This window comes from Psychrobacter sp. Sarcosine-02u-2 (genome assembly GCF_002836335.1).
GTDB classification, from domain to species: Bacteria; Pseudomonadota; Gammaproteobacteria; order Pseudomonadales; family Moraxellaceae; genus Psychrobacter; species Psychrobacter faecalis.
In genome coordinates this window covers 46551-64739 of sequence record NZ_PJBX01000175.1, presented here as the reverse complement: position 1 = coordinate 64739, position 18189 = coordinate 46551, and the positions used below count along the sequence as shown (strand labels likewise).

Here is an 18189-nt window from a genome sequence, read left to right as displayed (position 1 = left end):
GCCTATTTTTTATAAACGCTATTTTTTATCAGCGGCATTGCTTTGTTGCTCATGGGCTAGATAACCTTCTTCTTTAACGTCTAGCTCCTCGTGTTGGAGCGCTACTTGAATGCTATCGGTATGGGTATGCGTGGTTTTATTAATCTCTATTTCTTGGATCACATGAGTGTCTTTGGTAATCGTCGCTACCTGACGCGATAAGATAATCTCAATCGGCGCGTCACCAATCTCAACCTGCTTGCCATTGATGGTCACGACTGCTTTACTATCTAGCGACGGCTCAACATGACGCAATATGTCCTTATCATCATAATCACCTGATAGTAAATCCTGACTCTGTACGTCTTGATAGTCGGTACGCACGGTAATATATTCTTCTACCAGCTCAATAGGCACCTCAATGGTTTTGGTGCGTCTGTGCTTGGTTACCGTCACTTTGCCAACATCTAAGCGTTCTTTATTAATGACAGGACGCTCTTCTAATAATTCTAAATAGCCACCATTGCCTGTATCGGTTCGATGGTTTGCTAAATTAGTAGATAAATTATTTTCTAAGCCTTCTTGTGAACGACTCGACACAGTTTGCTGCTGATGAGTATTGGATAAATCAGTAGCGGACAAATCTGGCGCAGGCAATTTGTTCTCACCGCTATGATTAGCAATTTGCTCTAAGTGCGAAGTAGAGTCAGTTGCCAAAGATGCTTGCTGATTGGTTTGTTGCGGTTTAACTTTATTGTCGTCGTTAATCATGGTAGTGCTCCTTAAATGGTGAGGCAGCTTAAAAAGAGGTATAAAAAAAGACCAGAGGCAAGCTCTGGTCTTAGTTACTGAGCTTGTCACTCAGCTGCTCATTACTATCGCGCGATGCATAGCTAACTGTTATTTTTCTAATTATTATTTCTTATTATCAATTGCTAAGAAATCTTCCTTAAGAATTATGCAAGGTGCGCAAGTATGGCGTATTACATACCACGAGCGCGCCGGACATCTTCGGCTGTGATATCATCGCGGTCAAAAAGGTTACCTTCGCGGTCAACCACATTACCATCACCATCGATATCTAATTCTTCACGTTGGATGGTTTCAGCGATGGTTTCAGTATGACGCTCGGTAGTTTTACCAACGTTTACTTCTTCAGCGACATAGGTTTCTTTATTGACGCGAGCACGTTCTGCTTCTAATTGAACCTCGACCGTTTGATTGCTATCTACATCACCGATACGGCGATCTGTTGGACGATCTACATTGGTACGTTGGATATTGGCATGCTCTTCTTCAAGGTCAACATCTATGTTGCGCTCTTCAGTAACGACATGCTTACCAACTTTTACTAAGCCTGCAACGATGCGGTCTTTATTGACTGTCAAACGCTCTTCTAGTAGCTCTAGCGTGTTTGGCGCATTATACGCATGGTCGGCAATCTCCATACGCTCTGCTTCTGGTACAGTATCAGCAGCGAATGATTGACGATCTTTTTCGTACTGCTCTTTATAGCTGTACTGATAATCGTGATCATAGACTTCCATCGCTTCCACTTGTGCTTGCGTTAAACTATCAAAGAAGACGTCGTCACCGACGATACGAGCAAGACCTGCTGGCACTAGAACTTCTTTTGAGCTGAACCAACCGCCTGCATCAACGATTAAATAACGAATACGACCAGTGGTATCTTCTACTAGCGCGCCTTCGATTTTACCGATTTTTTCTTCATTGACGCCATAAGCAGTTTTACCAGTTGGATCATAATAGTCATCACCAATTAGGTCACGGTGAGTTGCTTGGATATCTCTTAAACGAATTAGTTGGCTCATTATTATCTTCCTTTTTTATGAGTAAATTTATTTGATTGGATTAATAATTATTTTTTATAAAATAGCAATACAGTAAAAATTTGCGTTGCTAAAAAACTGTCGTCTATTTCTTTTGAACTGGTTTAAACTTAGATTTTATAAATCAACAAGATTAGATGAAGAAGATATTTCCATGATTATTAATAGAATCTCGCTATCATTAAGGACTAGCTATCGTTAATAAGCAGCCTCTCCATCAACTTGTTATTATCGTAGCAGCAGGTTTTTCGATACGATATATGAGCAAGGTAGCAAAGTGTGCGCTTGAGGTAATTGCGTGTAATAGGCTGTAAATGACGCCGTTACTATATAAAATTAAGTTAAGGCTTTCTTACAGCGTGTTCACCGCTTTGCGGTATTTGTCATTTTTAGGTATAAAAAAACCGCACAGCTAGTAGCTATGCGGTCTTAAAATTTTAAGAAAATCAGTCGATATTTTAAATCAGAACTTCGAATTTAAAAGCTCAAACGTTGAATTGGCTTAAAATTAAGCCAGTTCAATGGCAACGGCAACAGCTTCACCGCCACCGATACATAAGGTTGCAACGCCTTTTTTACCACCAGTACGCTTAAGCGAGTTGATAAGGGTGATTAAGATACGCGCGCCAGAGCAGCCAACTGGATGGCCAAGGGCACAAGCGCCGCCTTCGACGTTGACTTTAGCGTGGTCGATTTTAAGTTCATCCATCGCAGCCATGGTCACCATCGCAAAGGCTTCGTTGATTTCCCATAAATCGACGTCTGCAATTGACCAGCCAGCTTTGTCTAGTACTTTTTCAATCGCCCCAATCGGAGCAATGGTGAACTCGCTTGGATGACGCGAGTTAGAAGCGGTGGCAACAATACGTGCTTGATAATCCAAACCTTCGGCTTTTGCTTGCGACTCTTTCATCATCACAACCGCTGCCGCGCCGTCTGAGATTGAGCTGGCGTTTGCCGCTGTAATCGTGCCTTCTTTTGCAAAAGCAGGGCGCAGGGTAGGAATGCGCTCGGCATTGGCAAGCGCAGGCTGCTCGTCGGTATCAACCGTTTGCTCGCCTTTACGCGATTTGAAAGTGACAGGCTCGATTTCATCTTTAAAATGGTCGTCTTTAATCGCTGTCAAAGCACGGTTTAGCGATTCAATAGCAAATTCGTCCATTTGCTCACGGCTGTAGCCTTTTTCATCGGCCATTTCTTGCGCGAACTGCCCCATTAATTTGCCGGTTTCGGCATCTTCTAGACCGTCTAAGAACATATGGTCTTTGACTTCTTTATGACCCATACGGTAACCGCCGCGTGACCCTGGCATGATGTAAGGCGCATTGGTCATCGATTCCATACCGCCAGCGACTGCGACGTTGAAGCTGCCCGCTTTGATACCATCGTGCGCTTGCATAACTGCTTTTAGACCAGAACCACAAAGCTTATTGATGGTGACAGCACCCGTGGCATCATTTAGACCTGCTTTACGCATCGCCTGACGGGCAGGGCCTTGACCAAGACCAGCAGTCAAGATACAGCCCATGATGACTTCATCAATATTATCAACGCTCACGCCTGAACGCTCAACGGCTGCTTTGATAGCGGTTGCGCCAAGTTCAGTTGCGCTGACGTCCTTTAAAGCGCCTTGAAAACCGCCCATCGGAGTACGGGCGCCATTTAAAATTACAATTGCATCATTTGACATCGTTATTTTTCCTTTTTCGGTATTTGAAACGAAAGTTTTTTTTAGTCATTAAAATAAAAGTTTCTAGCTAAGGTCACACGTTTATAGATGAATCGCTAGATAGATTACGCCAGCTCGTCTAAGCGAATACGGACGACTTTATCTGTAATGGTATCGAGCTTCTCGATTTTTTCAATCGCCAGATTCATCTGACTTTCCACCACAGGTAGGGTCAAGATAATCACTGGTACTTGGCCCAGCTTATGCGCAGGTTTTTGTAAAATGGCATCGATATTGATACCCGCGTCACTCAAAATACGAGTGATATCCGCCAAAACGCCCGGATTGTCATGCGCATGCACGCGCAGATAGTAACCGGTAATCATTTGCTCAGCACGCAAGATAGGTGTGTCTGATAATTGCTCTGGGATAAACGCTAGATGCGGCACATGGTGACCGTTCGTGCTTTCATTGTTGCTATCTTTACTACCAAGAACGCGAACCAAATCCATGACATCCGCCATGACTGCAGAAGCCGTTGCTCCAGCACCAGCGCCATCACCGCAATATAGCGTCTGACCAAGTGGGTGCGAGTTGACTAATACCGCATTTTTTACGCCATTAACGTTGGCAAGTAGGGCGTTCTGTGGAATGAGGGTTGGATGAACACGCAGCTCGATACCAGCCGCGCCGTTATTTCCTTGGCCATCACCTGAACCGTTGTCTTCGCGGCGTACCGCAAAGCCTAGATGTTTGATACGGTAGCCAAGCTCTTCGGCGTAGTTGACGTCTTGCAAGGTAATACCGGTGATACCTTCGCAGTAAACTTTGTCAAACTGTAGCGGAATCCCAAAGGCGATAGAGGCGAGGAGCGCAAGCTTATGCGCCGCATCAATACCTTCGACATCAAAGGTTGGATCGGCTTCGGCGTAACCAAGTGCTTGTGCTTCGCTTAAAACATCGGCGAACGGGCGACCTTTATCACGCATTTCAGTCATGATAAAGTTGCCAGTGCCATTGATAATACCAGCTAACCACTCAATCTTATTGGCAGCAAGGCCTTCACGCATGACTTTGATAATTGGAATACCACCTGCCACCGCCGCTTCATAAGCAACGTGCACATTATGGGCTTCGGCAAAGGCAAAAATCTCATTGCCGTGTTCGGCGAGCAAGGCTTTATTGGCAGTGACCACATGTTTGCCGTGTTTAATGGCATGCATAATCACATCTTTAGCCAAGGTCGTACCGCCAATCACCTCGATGACAATATCGACATTGTCACTGGCAGCAGTTGCCATCAAGTCACTATTTTGTACGATGGTAGCGTCGATATCATCGCGCTGACGACGGGTACCGACTTCGGTAATCACAATGTCTCGTCCGCTACGGCGTTTTAACTCATCTAAATTGTCATTGATTAGATTGATCACGCCCGTTCCGACGGTGCCCAGACCAAGTATCGCTAGTTTGATGGATTTGCTCACAGTATCCTCAAGAGATTATAGAGTTGGATAAAAATGCTTCTATGACAGCGCTTACATAAAAAGACTTATATAAAAGTGTTTATAAATGAGGCTGATATAAAGAAGAAAAGTATAAAAATACACCGCTAATTTTACCTAGCGCTTCATCGTATCATACCGATAAGCGCTTGTGGCGTCTACCCAATCTCACTGTCGCTAAGGTCAGCAATATCAAGATAGATGACTAGCTGGCATCAATCGCTGTTTGCGCCAATTGCGCCGCTGGTAGATAGCCGCCGATTTGTTGGCCAGACTCGGTAAAGATAGCTGGCGTGCCGCGTACCCCTAGCGACATTCCAAGCTCGATTTGCTCTTTCACCGGGCTATTACAACTAGGCGCTTGGACATTAGCACCCATTTTCGCTTGATCCATCGCCGCCTTGCGATCTTCGCTACACCAAATGGCTTCCATCTTTGGGATACTGCCTTCGCTGCGTGGCCACGCTAAATAACGTACTTCAATACCGCGTGCATTGATATCGCCCATTTCTTCATGAAGCTTGGTGCAATAAGGGCAGTCGGCATCGGTAAACGCATAAACAACTGATTTGGTCGCGCCTTTTGCTGGATAAATAACCATGTCTTTTTTATCGACCGTTTTTAGAGCGTCTTGCGCGGCTTTGGCAACCAAAGCGCCACTGATATCGACTGGCGCATCTTGCCCAACGGCGATGATTTGTCCTTGGATAATATGTTTGCCAGATTTATCGGTAAAAAACGATGGTAAGCCTGATGCCGTTACCCAGTAAATATCGTCCATATCTGTTGGTACAGCTGAAATGATTTCTTCTTCAATCCCTGAGGCTTTTAGATTTGCTTGTAAGGCTTTGACCACTGCTGCATCATTATCGGCGACTTGCGCGGTGCTTACTTTGGCTTCGGCGCTATTGACGATGCCTGTATTGCTGGTCGCATCAGCCGCATTATTCGAGCAGCCTGCGGCAATCGCGACCAGCAATGCGCTCATCATCATCCGCGATAAAGGCTTGCGAGAAAATAGAGCGCGAGCAGGGGTGGCTTTAGAGAAAGAAGGTAAAAACATAGATATTTCCTTTAGGCGGTGATGCCTAAGCAAGATATAGATATAAAAACAGGGACATAGATGGTGTATGAACGCTTATCCCGTATACGCTAGATTTTGTTGTCAGCGCGATATATTTCAAGGACGAGGGGCAATTTATTGATAATAAAAGATAAGTAGCAATACTGGTTATATTAACATATTTTTAGAAATAACCACCAAAGGCTATTTGTTGACATTGCCAACTTTATTAACGGTAAATATTATCGGCAAATGTATTATTTACAGATAGCCATTAAAAAGCCGATATAAAATACATTTGCACTATTTCATCTAGGTTTATGTCTAGGTAGGCTACTGTCATCAACATTAAATTATTCATTAAAATAATTTTTCTATTATTATTTTTCTTTCTAACTTTCTAACTTTCTAAGGAGACCCTATGGCAGGTGCCAGTTTATTAACCCTACTTGATGATATCAGTGTGATACTCGATGACGTTTCGGTCATGACTAAGGTCGCCGCCAAAAAAACCGCGGGGGTATTGGGTGATGATTTGGCGTTGAATGCCGAGCAGGTCACCGGCGTCACAGCAAATCGTGAGCTGCCAGTCGTTTGGGCGGTTGCCAAAGGCTCGTTTATTAATAAGCTTATTTTGGTGCCAGCAGCCATCCTTATTAGCGCCATTTATCCGCCTTTAATCACCTTTTTGCTGATGTGTGGCGGCTTGTTTTTGGTTTATGAAGGCGCTGAAAAAGTGATTCATCGATTTTGGCCGCATGCCCTGCCAGATGATGAAGAGCAAAATGCTCGTCGGCAAGCCAACGCTGATAAAAACGTTGATTTGGTCGCCTTTGAAAAAGAAAAAATCAAAGGGGCGGTGCGTACCGATTTTATTTTATCAGCAGAAATTATTGTGATTGCGCTAGGTGCGACGGCAACCGCTACTTTGTTACAGCGTAGTTTGGTGCTGTCTATTTTAGCCATTGGTATTACTGTCGGTATTTATGGTTTGGTCGCGGGCATCGTTAAAATCGACGACTTAGGCTTGCATATGATGCAAAAAGACGGCGATTTTACCCAAAAAACCGGTAAGGTCTTATTTGCGGCAGCCCCCAAACTGATGAAGTTTTTATCAATCGCTGGTACTTTAGCCATGTTTTTAGTCGGTGGCGGTATTTTGGTACACGGCATCAACTTTTTGCACCATGAAGTTGAAGATATTGCGCATTTGACTGGCATATTTGAGAGCTTTACCACTGCCTTATTAAATGGCGTTATCGGTTTTATTATTGGCGCTGCGATTGTTGCGCTATTTACGGTTATCAATAAGATACGTCATAAAGACGAGCCTTCTATCCATTAAGTTTGTTTTTCAAAGATTAGGATTATCAAAACGTGGCATTGATATATAGTGAGTGAAAAGTAATATTGATACATCACGCACTGCTGATATCAATTTTTCTTGCTTGCTGTGTCTGCGCAGACAGAGGCTACAAAAAATTGATATCAGCAATACCGTCGCGTTTTTAGGATATTTTGACTTTAAAAGATCTTTATAAAGCTATATTCATAGAAAAGCCCCAAAGTTGCTAACAACTTTGGGGCTTTAATATTTTTTAAAAGATTATTTATGACGGCTATTAGCTTTCGCTATCAGAATCGTCATTTTCTGATTTTTCCGCTTGCGTCGGCTTTTTATGCTCCGCTTTCGGCTTACGCGTCCGCGCTTTTGGCACTTTTGGCGTCGTTAAATTAAACATGCCTTTTTGTGGCAGTAGTTGCTCGGCCACATTTTCGATCATGTTTTTATAACTGGCGATGGTCGTTTTTGACTTCGCCGCCTGGATTTCCTCTTTCGTCGCTTGCTCTGATAGCTGTTCAGTAGACTCAGACGCTTGCTCGTTTTCGCTTTGCTCGACATCAGAGTCAGCATCTTTAGCTTCAGTATCTGCTACTTCAACGTTGTCCGCTTCTACAGCATTAACCTCAGGTTGCTCAGCGTTCTCTGCTTCTAGTGCTTGCTCTACTTTTAGCAGCTCGTCACTATCAGCGCTGACATCTTCTGTCTGACTTTGATTGGCCAGCGCAGTCGCATCTACATTCTGAGCGTCAACGTTAATGTCAGCGTCAGCATTGCTGTTGGCCGCTAAAGCGTCTTTTTTGGCCGCTTCGGCGACTGTGGTTGCAGCTGGCTCCTGATAGTCAGGATGCTGACCACGTGGGTCGTTGCTCGCCCGCTTGCTAATAGGGCGGGGCTGAACGGCTGTTTTACCCTGCGCTGCGGCAAATTGACTGACGGCTTGCGTCATCGCCTCAAAGCGTGCGAGATAGTCCGCTGCTAAAGGCTCATAACCATAGTTACTGAAGTCAAAATCTTGCTTGGCAGTCTTGCCAGTCTCGACTTTAGACTCGTTGTTACTATCTACCTTTACGTTAACAGCGTTAGCTTGCTCTAGATGCAAAGCGATAGCCGCATTAAAGCAATTAATCACGCCTTCAGCGGCTAAACGCGCTTGCGCCTCTGGCAAGGTTGCGCGGATAAACTCACCAACCGTACCGCGGATAGCTGGAACGTTCACAGCGCGTTGCTCATTTACCACAGGCGTTTGCTCATTCGACGTTGTAGTTGACGAGACTTGAGCCTGCTGACGACGAACTACGCGAGGATCATTGCTGGCTTGACCGAACTTTTCAGCCGTTACATAACGCTTGGCAAATAAAGCTTCATGGTCAATCTCAAACGCTGCTTGATTGCTACTATCAGTATTATCTGTATTAGCATCAACATCAGCAGCAGTTTTCTGCGCTTCGGTAGGTGCTACATCATCAGCTTTGTCGCTAGTTTTGACAGCACTACGACTTTTAGAGGTCGATTGCTCATCCGCTGCTGGTTTCGTAGCCTCGACATTACGCTCGTCTACAGAGTTAGCGTCAGACTTTTGTACTTTGTCTTCAGTGGTGCTTGTCTTAGCGTCGTCCATTTTTGCTGCCGCTACCACCGCATCGGCACTTGCAGGATTGTCACTTTTAGCAGCGTCGGCAGTCACAGTTTGCGTACTGGTTTTTGGACTACTATCAACCGAGTCACGGCTGTTTTTAGCAGCTTGACTGTCAGTCATTTGCTCAACGGCTTCCTGCTTATCCGCTTTAGCAGCGTCGGCAGTCACAGTTTGCGTACTGGTTTTTGGACTACTATCAACCGAGTCACGGCTGTTTTTAGCAGCTTGACTGTCAGTCATTTGCTCAACGGCTTCCTGCTTATCCGCATTTTCCGGAGTGCTGTCTTCCTTACTTGCTTTCTGCTTATCAGCTTCATTGCTAGCTTTCTCAGCGCTTTGCTTTTCAGGCGCTTGGCGCGTTGCTGTTACCGATTTGCTGTCATCTAAAGACAAATGCACAACTTCGGGTGACTTGAGCTCCGTAGCCGCTTCATTGACCTGTAACACCACTTCATTAGGGTCTTGGTTGCGGCGGGTACTGGTCTGATTTTTGTCATTGCTATGACTGGTCTCTTTATTGCTGTGCTCGTTATTCGCACTTAACGTCTCACCGCGCTCAATTTTTCCGCGTGAGGAGCGCTGGCTGTTTGATTTACGCTTGGCACGCGTTTGCTCATCTGTTGTATTAACGTCTTTTCTAGCAGCGTCATTGTGCTCGGTATTACTATTTCCATTTCCATTACGACCGCTGTCTTGACGGTTGTTGCGATTACGGTCATTAGGGCGTCGATTATCATGCTGACGTTTATCTTGGCTGTCAGCTTGCTTGTCGTCAGTACTAGTTGAGCGGCTGTCTTCTACATTGTTGCTAGCAGCATTACCATTGGGCTCATCTGACGGCTCTTTTCTTTGACGCATTTTAGAGGGTCTTGATTTACGCGGCTTGCGTCTTCTTCTGTCTTCAGCGTCGTTGCTATCATCAGTATTGCTATTAGCGGCTTGCTGAAGATTAGTATTCGGCTGTTGCTCAGTGTTCTGCTGATTGCTCGACGTTTGCGGCGCTGCTGCGGCTTGAGTGTTAGTGTCTAAGGCGCTGTTGTCGATTTGTCCAAACGAACCAAGGCTTTGAGCGCCAGTATTTACCAGTGCTTCAATCGCTTCGGCGGCATCATGGCTACTGACTTTAGGCGTCGTCGATGCTTGTGGCGCTTGGGCAAATAGGTTGGATAACCAAGCGACTGCTTGAGGTTGGGCGGTAGTCGCGTTATTATTTTGCGAAGCTACTGGCGCCGCGGTAGTCGCAACAGTTGGCGTACTTTGTGACTGAGTTTGAGGTTGGGGTACACGTGTTGCTACATTGCTAGCGCTAGCATTGGCATTGCTACGATGGTCATTGCTATGACTGGTCGTGCTTTGCTGCTGTTGCTGTGCATGCTGCTGACTATTGGCACGAGGAGTCGCTTGGCTGTTTTTATTGCTGCCATTATCAGCTACTTGACGGGGCTGGCGCGTCGGCTGCTGCTCAGGGCGCACTGAATCAGCCGTCTGCCAATCGACGTTATAACCTAGGTCGCTATGCTCTTGTTGCTGGGTATCGGTAATACGCTCATAGCTCGATGGGGCAAAACCATCACGATTAAAGTGCAGCTTAAAGTTTGGCGATTCTAAATGCGCGTGTGGCAAAATCGTGATACGCGTACCACTGTCTTGCTCAAGGTAGACCAAGGCATCACGCTTTTCATTTAATAAGAAAGCAGCGATATCAGTCGGTACTTCTGCCTGTACTTCACCTTGACGTTCTTTTAAGGCGATTTGCTCAATTTGACGCATAATCGATAGTGACAGCGAACGCAAATCACGAATCATGCCGTTACCATGACAGCGTGGGCAGATATAGCCAGTCGATTCTTCTAGTGATGGGCGAAGACGCTGACGGCTCATCTCCATCAAGCCAAATTTAGAGATATCACCGAACTGTACGCGGGCGCGGTCATATTTGGTAGCATCAACTAAACGTTTTTCAACTTCTTTTTGGTGTTTATTGTCATTCATATCGATGAAATCAATGACAATCAAGCCGCCCATATCACGCAAGCGCAATTGACGGGCAATCTCATCGGCGGCTTCTAAGTTGGTATGATAAGCAGTTTCAGCAACGTCTGAGCCTTTGGTTGACTTGGCTGAGTTAATATCGATAGAGACCAAGGCTTCAGTTTGGTCAATAACGATTGAGCCACCTGATGGCAAACGTACTTCACGCTGATAGGCCGTTTCGATTTGTTTTTCGATATTAAAGCGCGAAAACATCGGCTCATAATCGGTGTATTTACGTAGCTTTTCAGCTTGTTTTGGCATCACCGCGTCGATAAAACCTGCCGCTTCGATATAAGCGTTTTCGTTATCGATCCAAATCTCAGCAATATCATCACGTAGATAATCACGCACGGCGCGCGTCACGACGCCAGCTTCTTGATGTACCAAACGCGGTGAAGGATATTTTTGATTTTGTTCTTGGATGGCTTGCCAGATATTAAGCAAGTGATTTAAATCGTGTTGCAAGTCTTCTTGGGTTTTGCCAATACCGGCGGTACGGATGATAACGCTCATGCCTTTTGGCAAATCTAAGCTGCCAAGCATACGCTTCATATCTTCACGCAATTTACCCGAGATTTGACGTGAAATACCGCCGCCACGAGGGTTGTTTGGCATTAACACCAAATAACGACCTGCTAGTGACACGTAAGTTGATAAAGCCGCGCCTTTATTACCACGCTCTTCTTTTTCAACTTGGACGATGAGCTCATCGCCTTCTTTGATCAGTTTTTTGATGTTTTCATCGCGTGGATTGCCGCTTAAATATTCAGCAGAAATTTCACGAATCGGTAAGAAACCTTGACGCTGTGAGCCATATTCGACAAATACCGCTTCAAGCGATGGCTCGACACGGGTCACATGACCTTTATAAATGTTGGATTTTTTTTGTTCGCGGGTACGGTTTTCTAAATCGAAATCGTAAAGATGATTACCTTTACAAAGGGCAACGCGAATTTCTTCGTTTTGAGTAGCGTTGATTAAAATGCGTTTCATGTTTGAATCCTATGAGTACGCATAACAACGACGGGGCAGGCTTTCGGGCAAGTGAGCAAGTGAGGTTAAGGGTAAATCAACCTGAGTAGATGTTAATGAGCGGTAGAACGTAAAGCAGAAATGACGGCAAGCACATGAGCTTTTCGTAACTGCTGTTAACCTAAAATGTATTAGCCATTTATCCTGCTAATGTCGGTAACGTTCGTATAGACAAGGTAGGGTGTAAAGCTACTATCTATATCATATTATGAGTAGGCCTGGTCTAACGATTAAGGCACGCGCGGGTTTGTGGTCTTTTTGACAGCCATTTATCCAAGTTTAATTCGCACACCTTGTAAGGGCGGCGATGGATAAGGACTGAGATTTAAGAGGTCACAATTACCAAAAAAGCATCGTGTTGTCACAATTAATCAATCAAGGTCTAGCAATCATAGCGCTGTTAATAAAGAACTGTTTTATCGGTAAGTGCTAGTGCATAAAACAGTGCCGTGCAGCGGTTATCCTTTTAGGTAAAGCAATTGGTCATTCTTTATTTATCGTTCTTTTGGCTATCACGTCAAAAATATCTGGGGTAACTCAAAGCTAGGTGGCGCTGCTCTAATCATCAGCGGGGCGTACTTGGCAAACAGAATAAATGACCGGCTTATCGGCGCGGTGTCTCTTGTCTATCCTACTTCGCGTGCTCTGTTTGACCACCAATACTTAGGCAGCTATCGATAATCAATCAATGATGCTCGATTCTGGCTCTAAGCGACCCATACTTGCTCAACTGTGCGCTAAAGGACTGGCTGATAATTAGTTATGCGTGATAAATAATTATCAAAATAAGTCGTGGTTAGGCGGTAGTGAGTAAATGTTATGTTGTTATCGCGCGATAAAATGGTTATTAGCCAATTCATCAAAGCGATGTCGTTTAATATCAGCGTGTTTTGTCTTGATAAAAAACTATATTACTAAAAAACGTTGTACTAAAAATTTTGGGTACTGATACATTCTATATATAGATGATTATCAGCGTTGTTCTTACAATTTATGGGGCATTATAGGGTATATCAAGGGATATAACACCCTTAAAATCAGATGAAACGCACAAGTTTGGCAACCTTTATAACAGCTATTGCCTGACTAACCAGTAGTAGCAAAGGCGTAATATTGTCTGTAACAACAAGGAATTATTGTCGCAGCCTCTGCTTAATTGGCGCTCAACATGCTAAACTATAGCAAATCTTTGTGTAAATACCTAACTAAAAATGACAAACTCAAAAATGCCAACCGAACAGCCTATCCACGAAGCGCCCGCTATCTTTAATAGTAAAACGCGCCCGCAAAGTGCCGACGACGAAATCAGTAACTTTGAAAAGGTCAATTACCTTGAAGTCACGCGCCATCAGCACGACCAGCGCTTAGACAACTTTTTGCTCAATCGCCTAAAGGGTTTGCCAAAATCCCACATCTACAAGATGATTCGCTCAGACGAAGTGCGCGTTAATAATAAACGCTGTAAAGCGCATGACAGATTGCAACGTGAAGACGTGGTACGTATAGCGCCTGTACAGCTGGCGACCCGTGATAAACCGATTATCAGCGCTGAATTTGCCAATAGCTTATTGGCGCGAGTGGTCTACGAAGATGAGGGTCTAATCGTACTTAATAAGCCTGCTGGTATTGCTGTGCATGGCGGTAGTGGTTTAGATTTTGGCGTTATTGAAGCCATGCGCGAAGTTACAGGTAAAAAATATCTCGAGCTGATTCATCGTATCGATAAAGATACTTCAGGTCTGCTGATGATTTCTAAAAAGCGCTCAACGTTGAAAGTGCTCCAGCAGCATCTTGTCGATAGAACCATTCAAAAGCATTATCTTTGCCTAGCGAAAGGTCAACCTGCGCTCAATGAGCAGCGTATCGACGCGCCATTACTGCGCTATACGCTGGCTAGCGGTGAGCGCCGCGTAAAAGTAGATGCGCAAGACCCACAAGCCAAAGAAAGCCAGACCGATATCATTGTGCATGGCCGCTTTACGCTGAACGATCAGCCAGTGAGCCTGCTTGAAGCAAAACCTTTGACCGGTCGCACCCATCAAATTCGCGTACATTTGGCGCATATCGGTCATGCTATTTTAGGTGATGATAAATACAATGTGCATGACAAATCGGGCGTGCATCGTTTGTGTTTACATGCGTGGCGTTTAGATATTCCTGGCTATGAAACCATTACCGCGCCATTACCAGATGAGATGAAAGATTGGTTACCAGCAGATATGCAGCTGCCTGAATAAGTTTTAAAAATTTCTTTTTAAAGGCTGTTTAAAGACTGATAGTCAATGCAGTTTTGAAATGACTATTTAACACAATCGTCACAGTTGCTTATTTGCGCATACATTCGCCAAATAAGGACCTGTGACATTTTTATATTTGCCATTTGTTATTTGTAAAGGGTTAGTCCATGACAGCATCTAGCGCTAACAAAACAGCGCCAACCAATACTTCTGAATTAGCAGCTGAGCATCATTTAGCTGATAAAACGCTGATTATTTTTGATTGGGATGGTACCTTGATGGATTCGATTGGCCTAATCATTGAGTCGATGCATGTAGCAGGCGAGGCGCATGGCTTTACGACTACCGATCAGGCCGTCAAAGACATTATTGGGCTAAGCTTAATGCACGGCATTGAGATTTTATATCCGCAAGCAAGCGATACGCAAAAGCTTGCCATTCAGCAAAGCTATGCGGATTATTATATTCCGAACAGCCATCGTACGCCGTTTTTTATGCCGATAGACGATATGCTCCTGACGTTAAAGCAGCAAGATAAACAGCTTGCGGTCGCTACCGGCAAAAAAAGAAAGGGGTTAGATCGAGTATTAGAGGCTTCTGCTAGCCATCACTATTTTACCATCACGCGCTGTGCTGATGAATCCGGCTCCAAACCTGATCCGCAAATGCTGAGCGATATCTTAGACTACACCAAGCAGTCAATCTCGCAGGCAGTATTTATCGGTGACAGTATCTACGATATACAAATGGCCAATCGTTTGGGCATGACCAGTATTGCGGTCAATTATGGCACAGCGTCAAGCAGCGAGCTTGCTGCCGAGCAGCCAACTTATCAAGTGGACACGCCGCAAGAATTAGTGGCATTGTTATGTGCATAAATTAAGTGCTTAACCAAAACCCCATTTAATCTTAACAAATAGATTTTTCAAAAAATACCCATAAAAGAAGGGTTTATCGTTATAAATGATAAACTCTTCTTAATTTCTGCTTAGCGTTTGCAAAAGCGGCGGTCTTTAAATCAGGTTAGCCTTTAAATAAGCCTCTAAATCATCAAATACGATAATTTATTCAGTACCTTTTTGCTTATCAGCGCTTTGGTCGCTAGTTTCTATTCTATTTTCTTGGTTTTCAATAACAGACGCTTCAGCATTTTTATCCTCCCTGGCCTGATATTGATACCAATTACCCATGACGCCTGCCAGCTCATCAAGACCTTCTTTTCTTAATGCGGAAAACAACTGTATCGTGCAGTCTAAACCCAACTGCTTAAGTCTTTTACGGGTATTAAGCAGCGCAGTTTTAGACGCGCCATATTTAAGCTTATCGGCTTTGGTGAGCAAAATATGCACGGGTAACTCGCCATCTTTTGCCCAATGCAGCATTTGCTCATCAAAGAATTTAAGCGGATGACGGATATCGGTCATCAGTACCAAACCTGCCAAACTTGAGCGTGAGACCAGATATTCTTCAAGCTCAACCTGCCATTCTTTTTTCATCTCAAGTGGCACCGCCGCGTAACCATAACCCGGCAAATCAACCAAACGCGTATCGGTATCGCCGATACTAAAAAAGTTAATCATTTGCGTACGCCCAGGCGTTTTAGACGAACGTGCCAGTTGGCGCTGATTGGTTAGGGCGTTGATAGCGGACGATTTTCCCGCGTTCGAGCGACCAGCAAAAGCGACTTCGAGCCCTACATCGGGCGGACAAAGGCGAAAAGTCGGCGCTGACGTCATAAATTCAGTTTGCTGAATGCGCTGACGGGCTTTGGTATTAAAATCCGCATGTTCGGCGGCGACATCTTTAAACGGGGTACTCATAAATGACTCATTAATCTTAAAAAATTAGATACGGTAGTGAAAAGTTTGTGAATAAAGCAGAGCGCTGAGCGATGCCTAAAATAGATGAATGGTAAAAATCGGTAGTTAATAATATAAGTGTTTTAGGATAATGCCTATTCTATACTATTACATCGCTTAGTTATTGAAATAAAGGCAATTACCCTCATATTAATGACAACATAACCGTAAATAAAATCGTGTTTGAGTGGAAGTTTTTATTTAAATAAACGTTGTTAACAAAGCTAAACCATATTTATATATATTAATATGACATATATTGTTACAATATTTAGTCAGATAAAGTGAATGATCATTGCACGATAACCGCTTAATAAAATTATGGATTAAGCGAACGAAAAAGATATGAGGTGTCTTATGTTCTCAATCACCGACATTTTTGCCAAAAGCTATCGTTTCTTAGCTGCCAGTAGTGCTGCTTTAATCATTGGTATGGCGACGATCAGTAGTGCAGGCGCCGCCGATATTGCAACATCCTATAATAACTCATGTGCCGCCTGTCACGATAGTGGCGCACTTAATGCGATTAAAAAAGGCGATAGTGCCAAATGGCAACAGCTTATCAAACAAAAAGGTATGCCAGCGCTGGTTAAGTCTGTCAAAAATGGCATGATTCAAATGCCAGCGGGCGGCTTATGCCAAGACTGTAGCGATGACGATTACCGTAAGCTTATCGAGTATATGAGCAAGTAGTAAATGAATAATAAATAGCCAAGCAGTAAGTAGTTTTGTATGGCTAAATAAATGTAATGATAAATGATACGAGGCGCAGGGTGAGTAAACCTATTGCGCTTTTTGTTTTTTTATTAAGTGAATAAATATCGAACAGCCAGAAAAAATAACCAATGCTACGATTAAGTAGGCAAATAGTAAAAAGTCTTGCTATAATAATCCAAAATAAACCCTGATATTAGTAAGTACTTTCGGGCTGCTTGTGATAAAGACCGCGTAATACATAGCGTAGCTGATTAGATGCTATCTTTGTAGTGGGTGCGGCTTTTGATAATGCAATCACTCTAAATAATGCTTACGTCGAGTTAGTAGGATTTGTATCAATGAAAAAGTTAATCGCTGCCGCCAGCTTATGTGTTGCAAGTTTCAGCGTACAAGCTGCTATTATTGTTCCTGAACATGACGTCAATGCAGGTAAGCAAATTGCAGAAACCGTTTGTGCGGCTTGTCATGGTGTTGATGGTGTCAGTCCTGTGCCAGCCCAGCCGAATCTTGGCGGTCAAAACGTAAAGTACTTATATAAGCAATTGGTCAATTTTAAATCAGGCTACCGTAAAAACGGTATCATGCAGTCACAAGTTGCCAATTTATCTCAGCAAGATTTAGCCAACGTCGCAGGCTATTATGCCAGCCAAAAACCTTGGGGCGTCGCATTTGGTAATCCTGCGACGACGCAAGAAGCGACTAAGCTGTTTTTAGGTGGTGACAAATCCCGTGGCGTGATCGGTTGTGCAGGCTGTCATGGTCCAGATGCTGCGGGTAACGTTTGGGCTGCATTTCCGCGTTTAGGCGGACAGCACGCTGAATATATTGCCACTCAGCTAAAGCTTTTCCGTGCTGCTGGTCGTGTTGATGATATCGATAGCGATGAGCAAAAACGTGTTAACGATGCGGAAAAAGAAGGCGAGATGGGTATGATGCAGATGGTTGCGGCAAAACTATCTGATCGCGATATTCGTATCTTGTCAGATTATGTGAGCGCGATTCACTAATCTGCTACCTATGTAGCGGCTCGCACTTTGACGCGCTTAGTGAGATTATATAATAAGTGAAGCAATTTGCTGCCGCCGTTATGATTTAGCTCTTAAACCCCGATTTCGGGGTTTTTTTATAACTGTTAGTCCTTATATAATTTGCATAAGCTTTGATAACCCTTATAAGAATTAAGCGCTTTCATATGACGCTATCATAGAAAATATAGATGTCTATCAGTACTTTATAGCCTTAACTATTATTCACTTTGAATCG

12 protein-coding genes are annotated in these 18189 nt (G+C 44.0%); 5 read left to right on the top strand and 7 right to left on the bottom strand.

Going from position 1 to position 18189, the window contains the following annotated elements; translation table 11 throughout:
* Positions 1 to 18: 18 nt before the first annotated feature.
* From CXF58_RS11575 to CXF58_RS11555, 5 genes are all read right to left on the bottom strand, one after another.
* Positions 19 to 750, bottom strand: coding sequence for a YsnF/AvaK domain-containing protein (locus CXF58_RS11575; RefSeq protein ID WP_082894339.1), 732 nt, complete (start codon positions 748 to 750; stop codon positions 19 to 21).
* Positions 751 to 962: 212 nt separating this feature from the next.
* Positions 963 to 1811, bottom strand: a complete 849-nt coding sequence (locus CXF58_RS11570) for a DUF2382 domain-containing protein (protein WP_068406378.1) — start codon at positions 1809 to 1811, stop codon at positions 963 to 965.
* 526 nt (positions 1812 to 2337) lie between these two features.
* Positions 2338 to 3519 (bottom strand): thiolase family protein, encoded by a 1182-nt coding sequence (locus CXF58_RS11565; protein ID WP_068406381.1) that lies wholly within the window; start codon positions 3517 to 3519, stop codon positions 2338 to 2340.
* A gap of 104 nt (positions 3520 to 3623) precedes the next feature.
* Positions 3624 to 4985 carry a homoserine dehydrogenase gene (locus CXF58_RS11560; protein WP_068406383.1) on the bottom strand — a complete coding sequence of 454 codons (1362 nt, stop codon included), beginning with the start codon at positions 4983 to 4985 and terminating at the stop codon, positions 3624 to 3626.
* Between the two features lie 223 nt (positions 4986 to 5208).
* Positions 5209 to 6066, bottom strand: coding sequence for a DsbC family protein (locus CXF58_RS11555; RefSeq protein WP_068406386.1), 858 nt, complete (start codon positions 6064 to 6066; stop codon positions 5209 to 5211).
* Between the two features lie 421 nt (positions 6067 to 6487).
* On the opposite strand from CXF58_RS11555, the gene CXF58_RS11550 reads away from it, so the two are divergent.
* Entirely contained in the window at positions 6488 to 7411 is a 924-nt protein-coding gene (locus tag CXF58_RS11550) for a DUF808 domain-containing protein (protein WP_068406389.1), read from the top strand.
* Positions 7412 to 7688: 277 nt separating this feature from the next.
* Here the strand turns inward: CXF58_RS11550 and CXF58_RS11545 are convergent, their stop codons facing one another.
* On the bottom strand, positions 7689 to 12074 hold the full coding sequence (locus tag CXF58_RS11545; RefSeq protein WP_102077574.1) for an Rne/Rng family ribonuclease: 4386 nt from the start codon (positions 12072 to 12074) through the stop codon (positions 7689 to 7691).
* A gap of 1250 nt (positions 12075 to 13324) precedes the next feature.
* On the opposite strand from CXF58_RS11545, the gene CXF58_RS11540 reads away from it, so the two are divergent.
* Positions 13325 to 14350: an RluA family pseudouridine synthase gene (locus CXF58_RS11540; RefSeq protein WP_226928766.1), complete on the top strand. Its 1026-nt coding sequence runs from the start codon at positions 13325 to 13327 to the stop codon at positions 14348 to 14350.
* A 167-nt stretch (positions 14351 to 14517) separates the two neighbouring features.
* Positions 14518 to 15228, top strand: coding sequence for an HAD-IA family hydrolase (locus tag CXF58_RS11535; protein WP_068406392.1), 711 nt, complete (start codon positions 14518 to 14520; stop codon positions 15226 to 15228).
* Positions 15229 to 15414: 186 nt separating this feature from the next.
* On the opposite strand, the gene yihA is transcribed toward CXF58_RS11535, so the two are convergent.
* A complete protein-coding gene (yihA, locus tag CXF58_RS11530) occupies positions 15415 to 16170 on the bottom strand; it encodes a ribosome biogenesis GTP-binding protein YihA/YsxC (RefSeq protein ID WP_068406395.1) in 756 nt (251 codons plus the stop codon).
* Between the two features lie 396 nt (positions 16171 to 16566).
* Between yihA and CXF58_RS11525 the strand changes: the two genes are divergently transcribed.
* The gene (locus tag CXF58_RS11525; RefSeq protein ID WP_068406397.1) at positions 16567 to 16902 is read left to right on the top strand and encodes a c-type cytochrome; all 336 of its coding nucleotides are present in this window, start codon (positions 16567 to 16569) and stop codon (positions 16900 to 16902) included.
* A 362-nt stretch (positions 16903 to 17264) separates the two neighbouring features.
* On the top strand, positions 17265 to 17933 hold the full coding sequence (locus CXF58_RS11520; protein ID WP_068406399.1) for a c-type cytochrome: 669 nt from the start codon (positions 17265 to 17267) through the stop codon (positions 17931 to 17933).
* Positions 17934 to 18189: the final 256 nt, after the last annotated feature.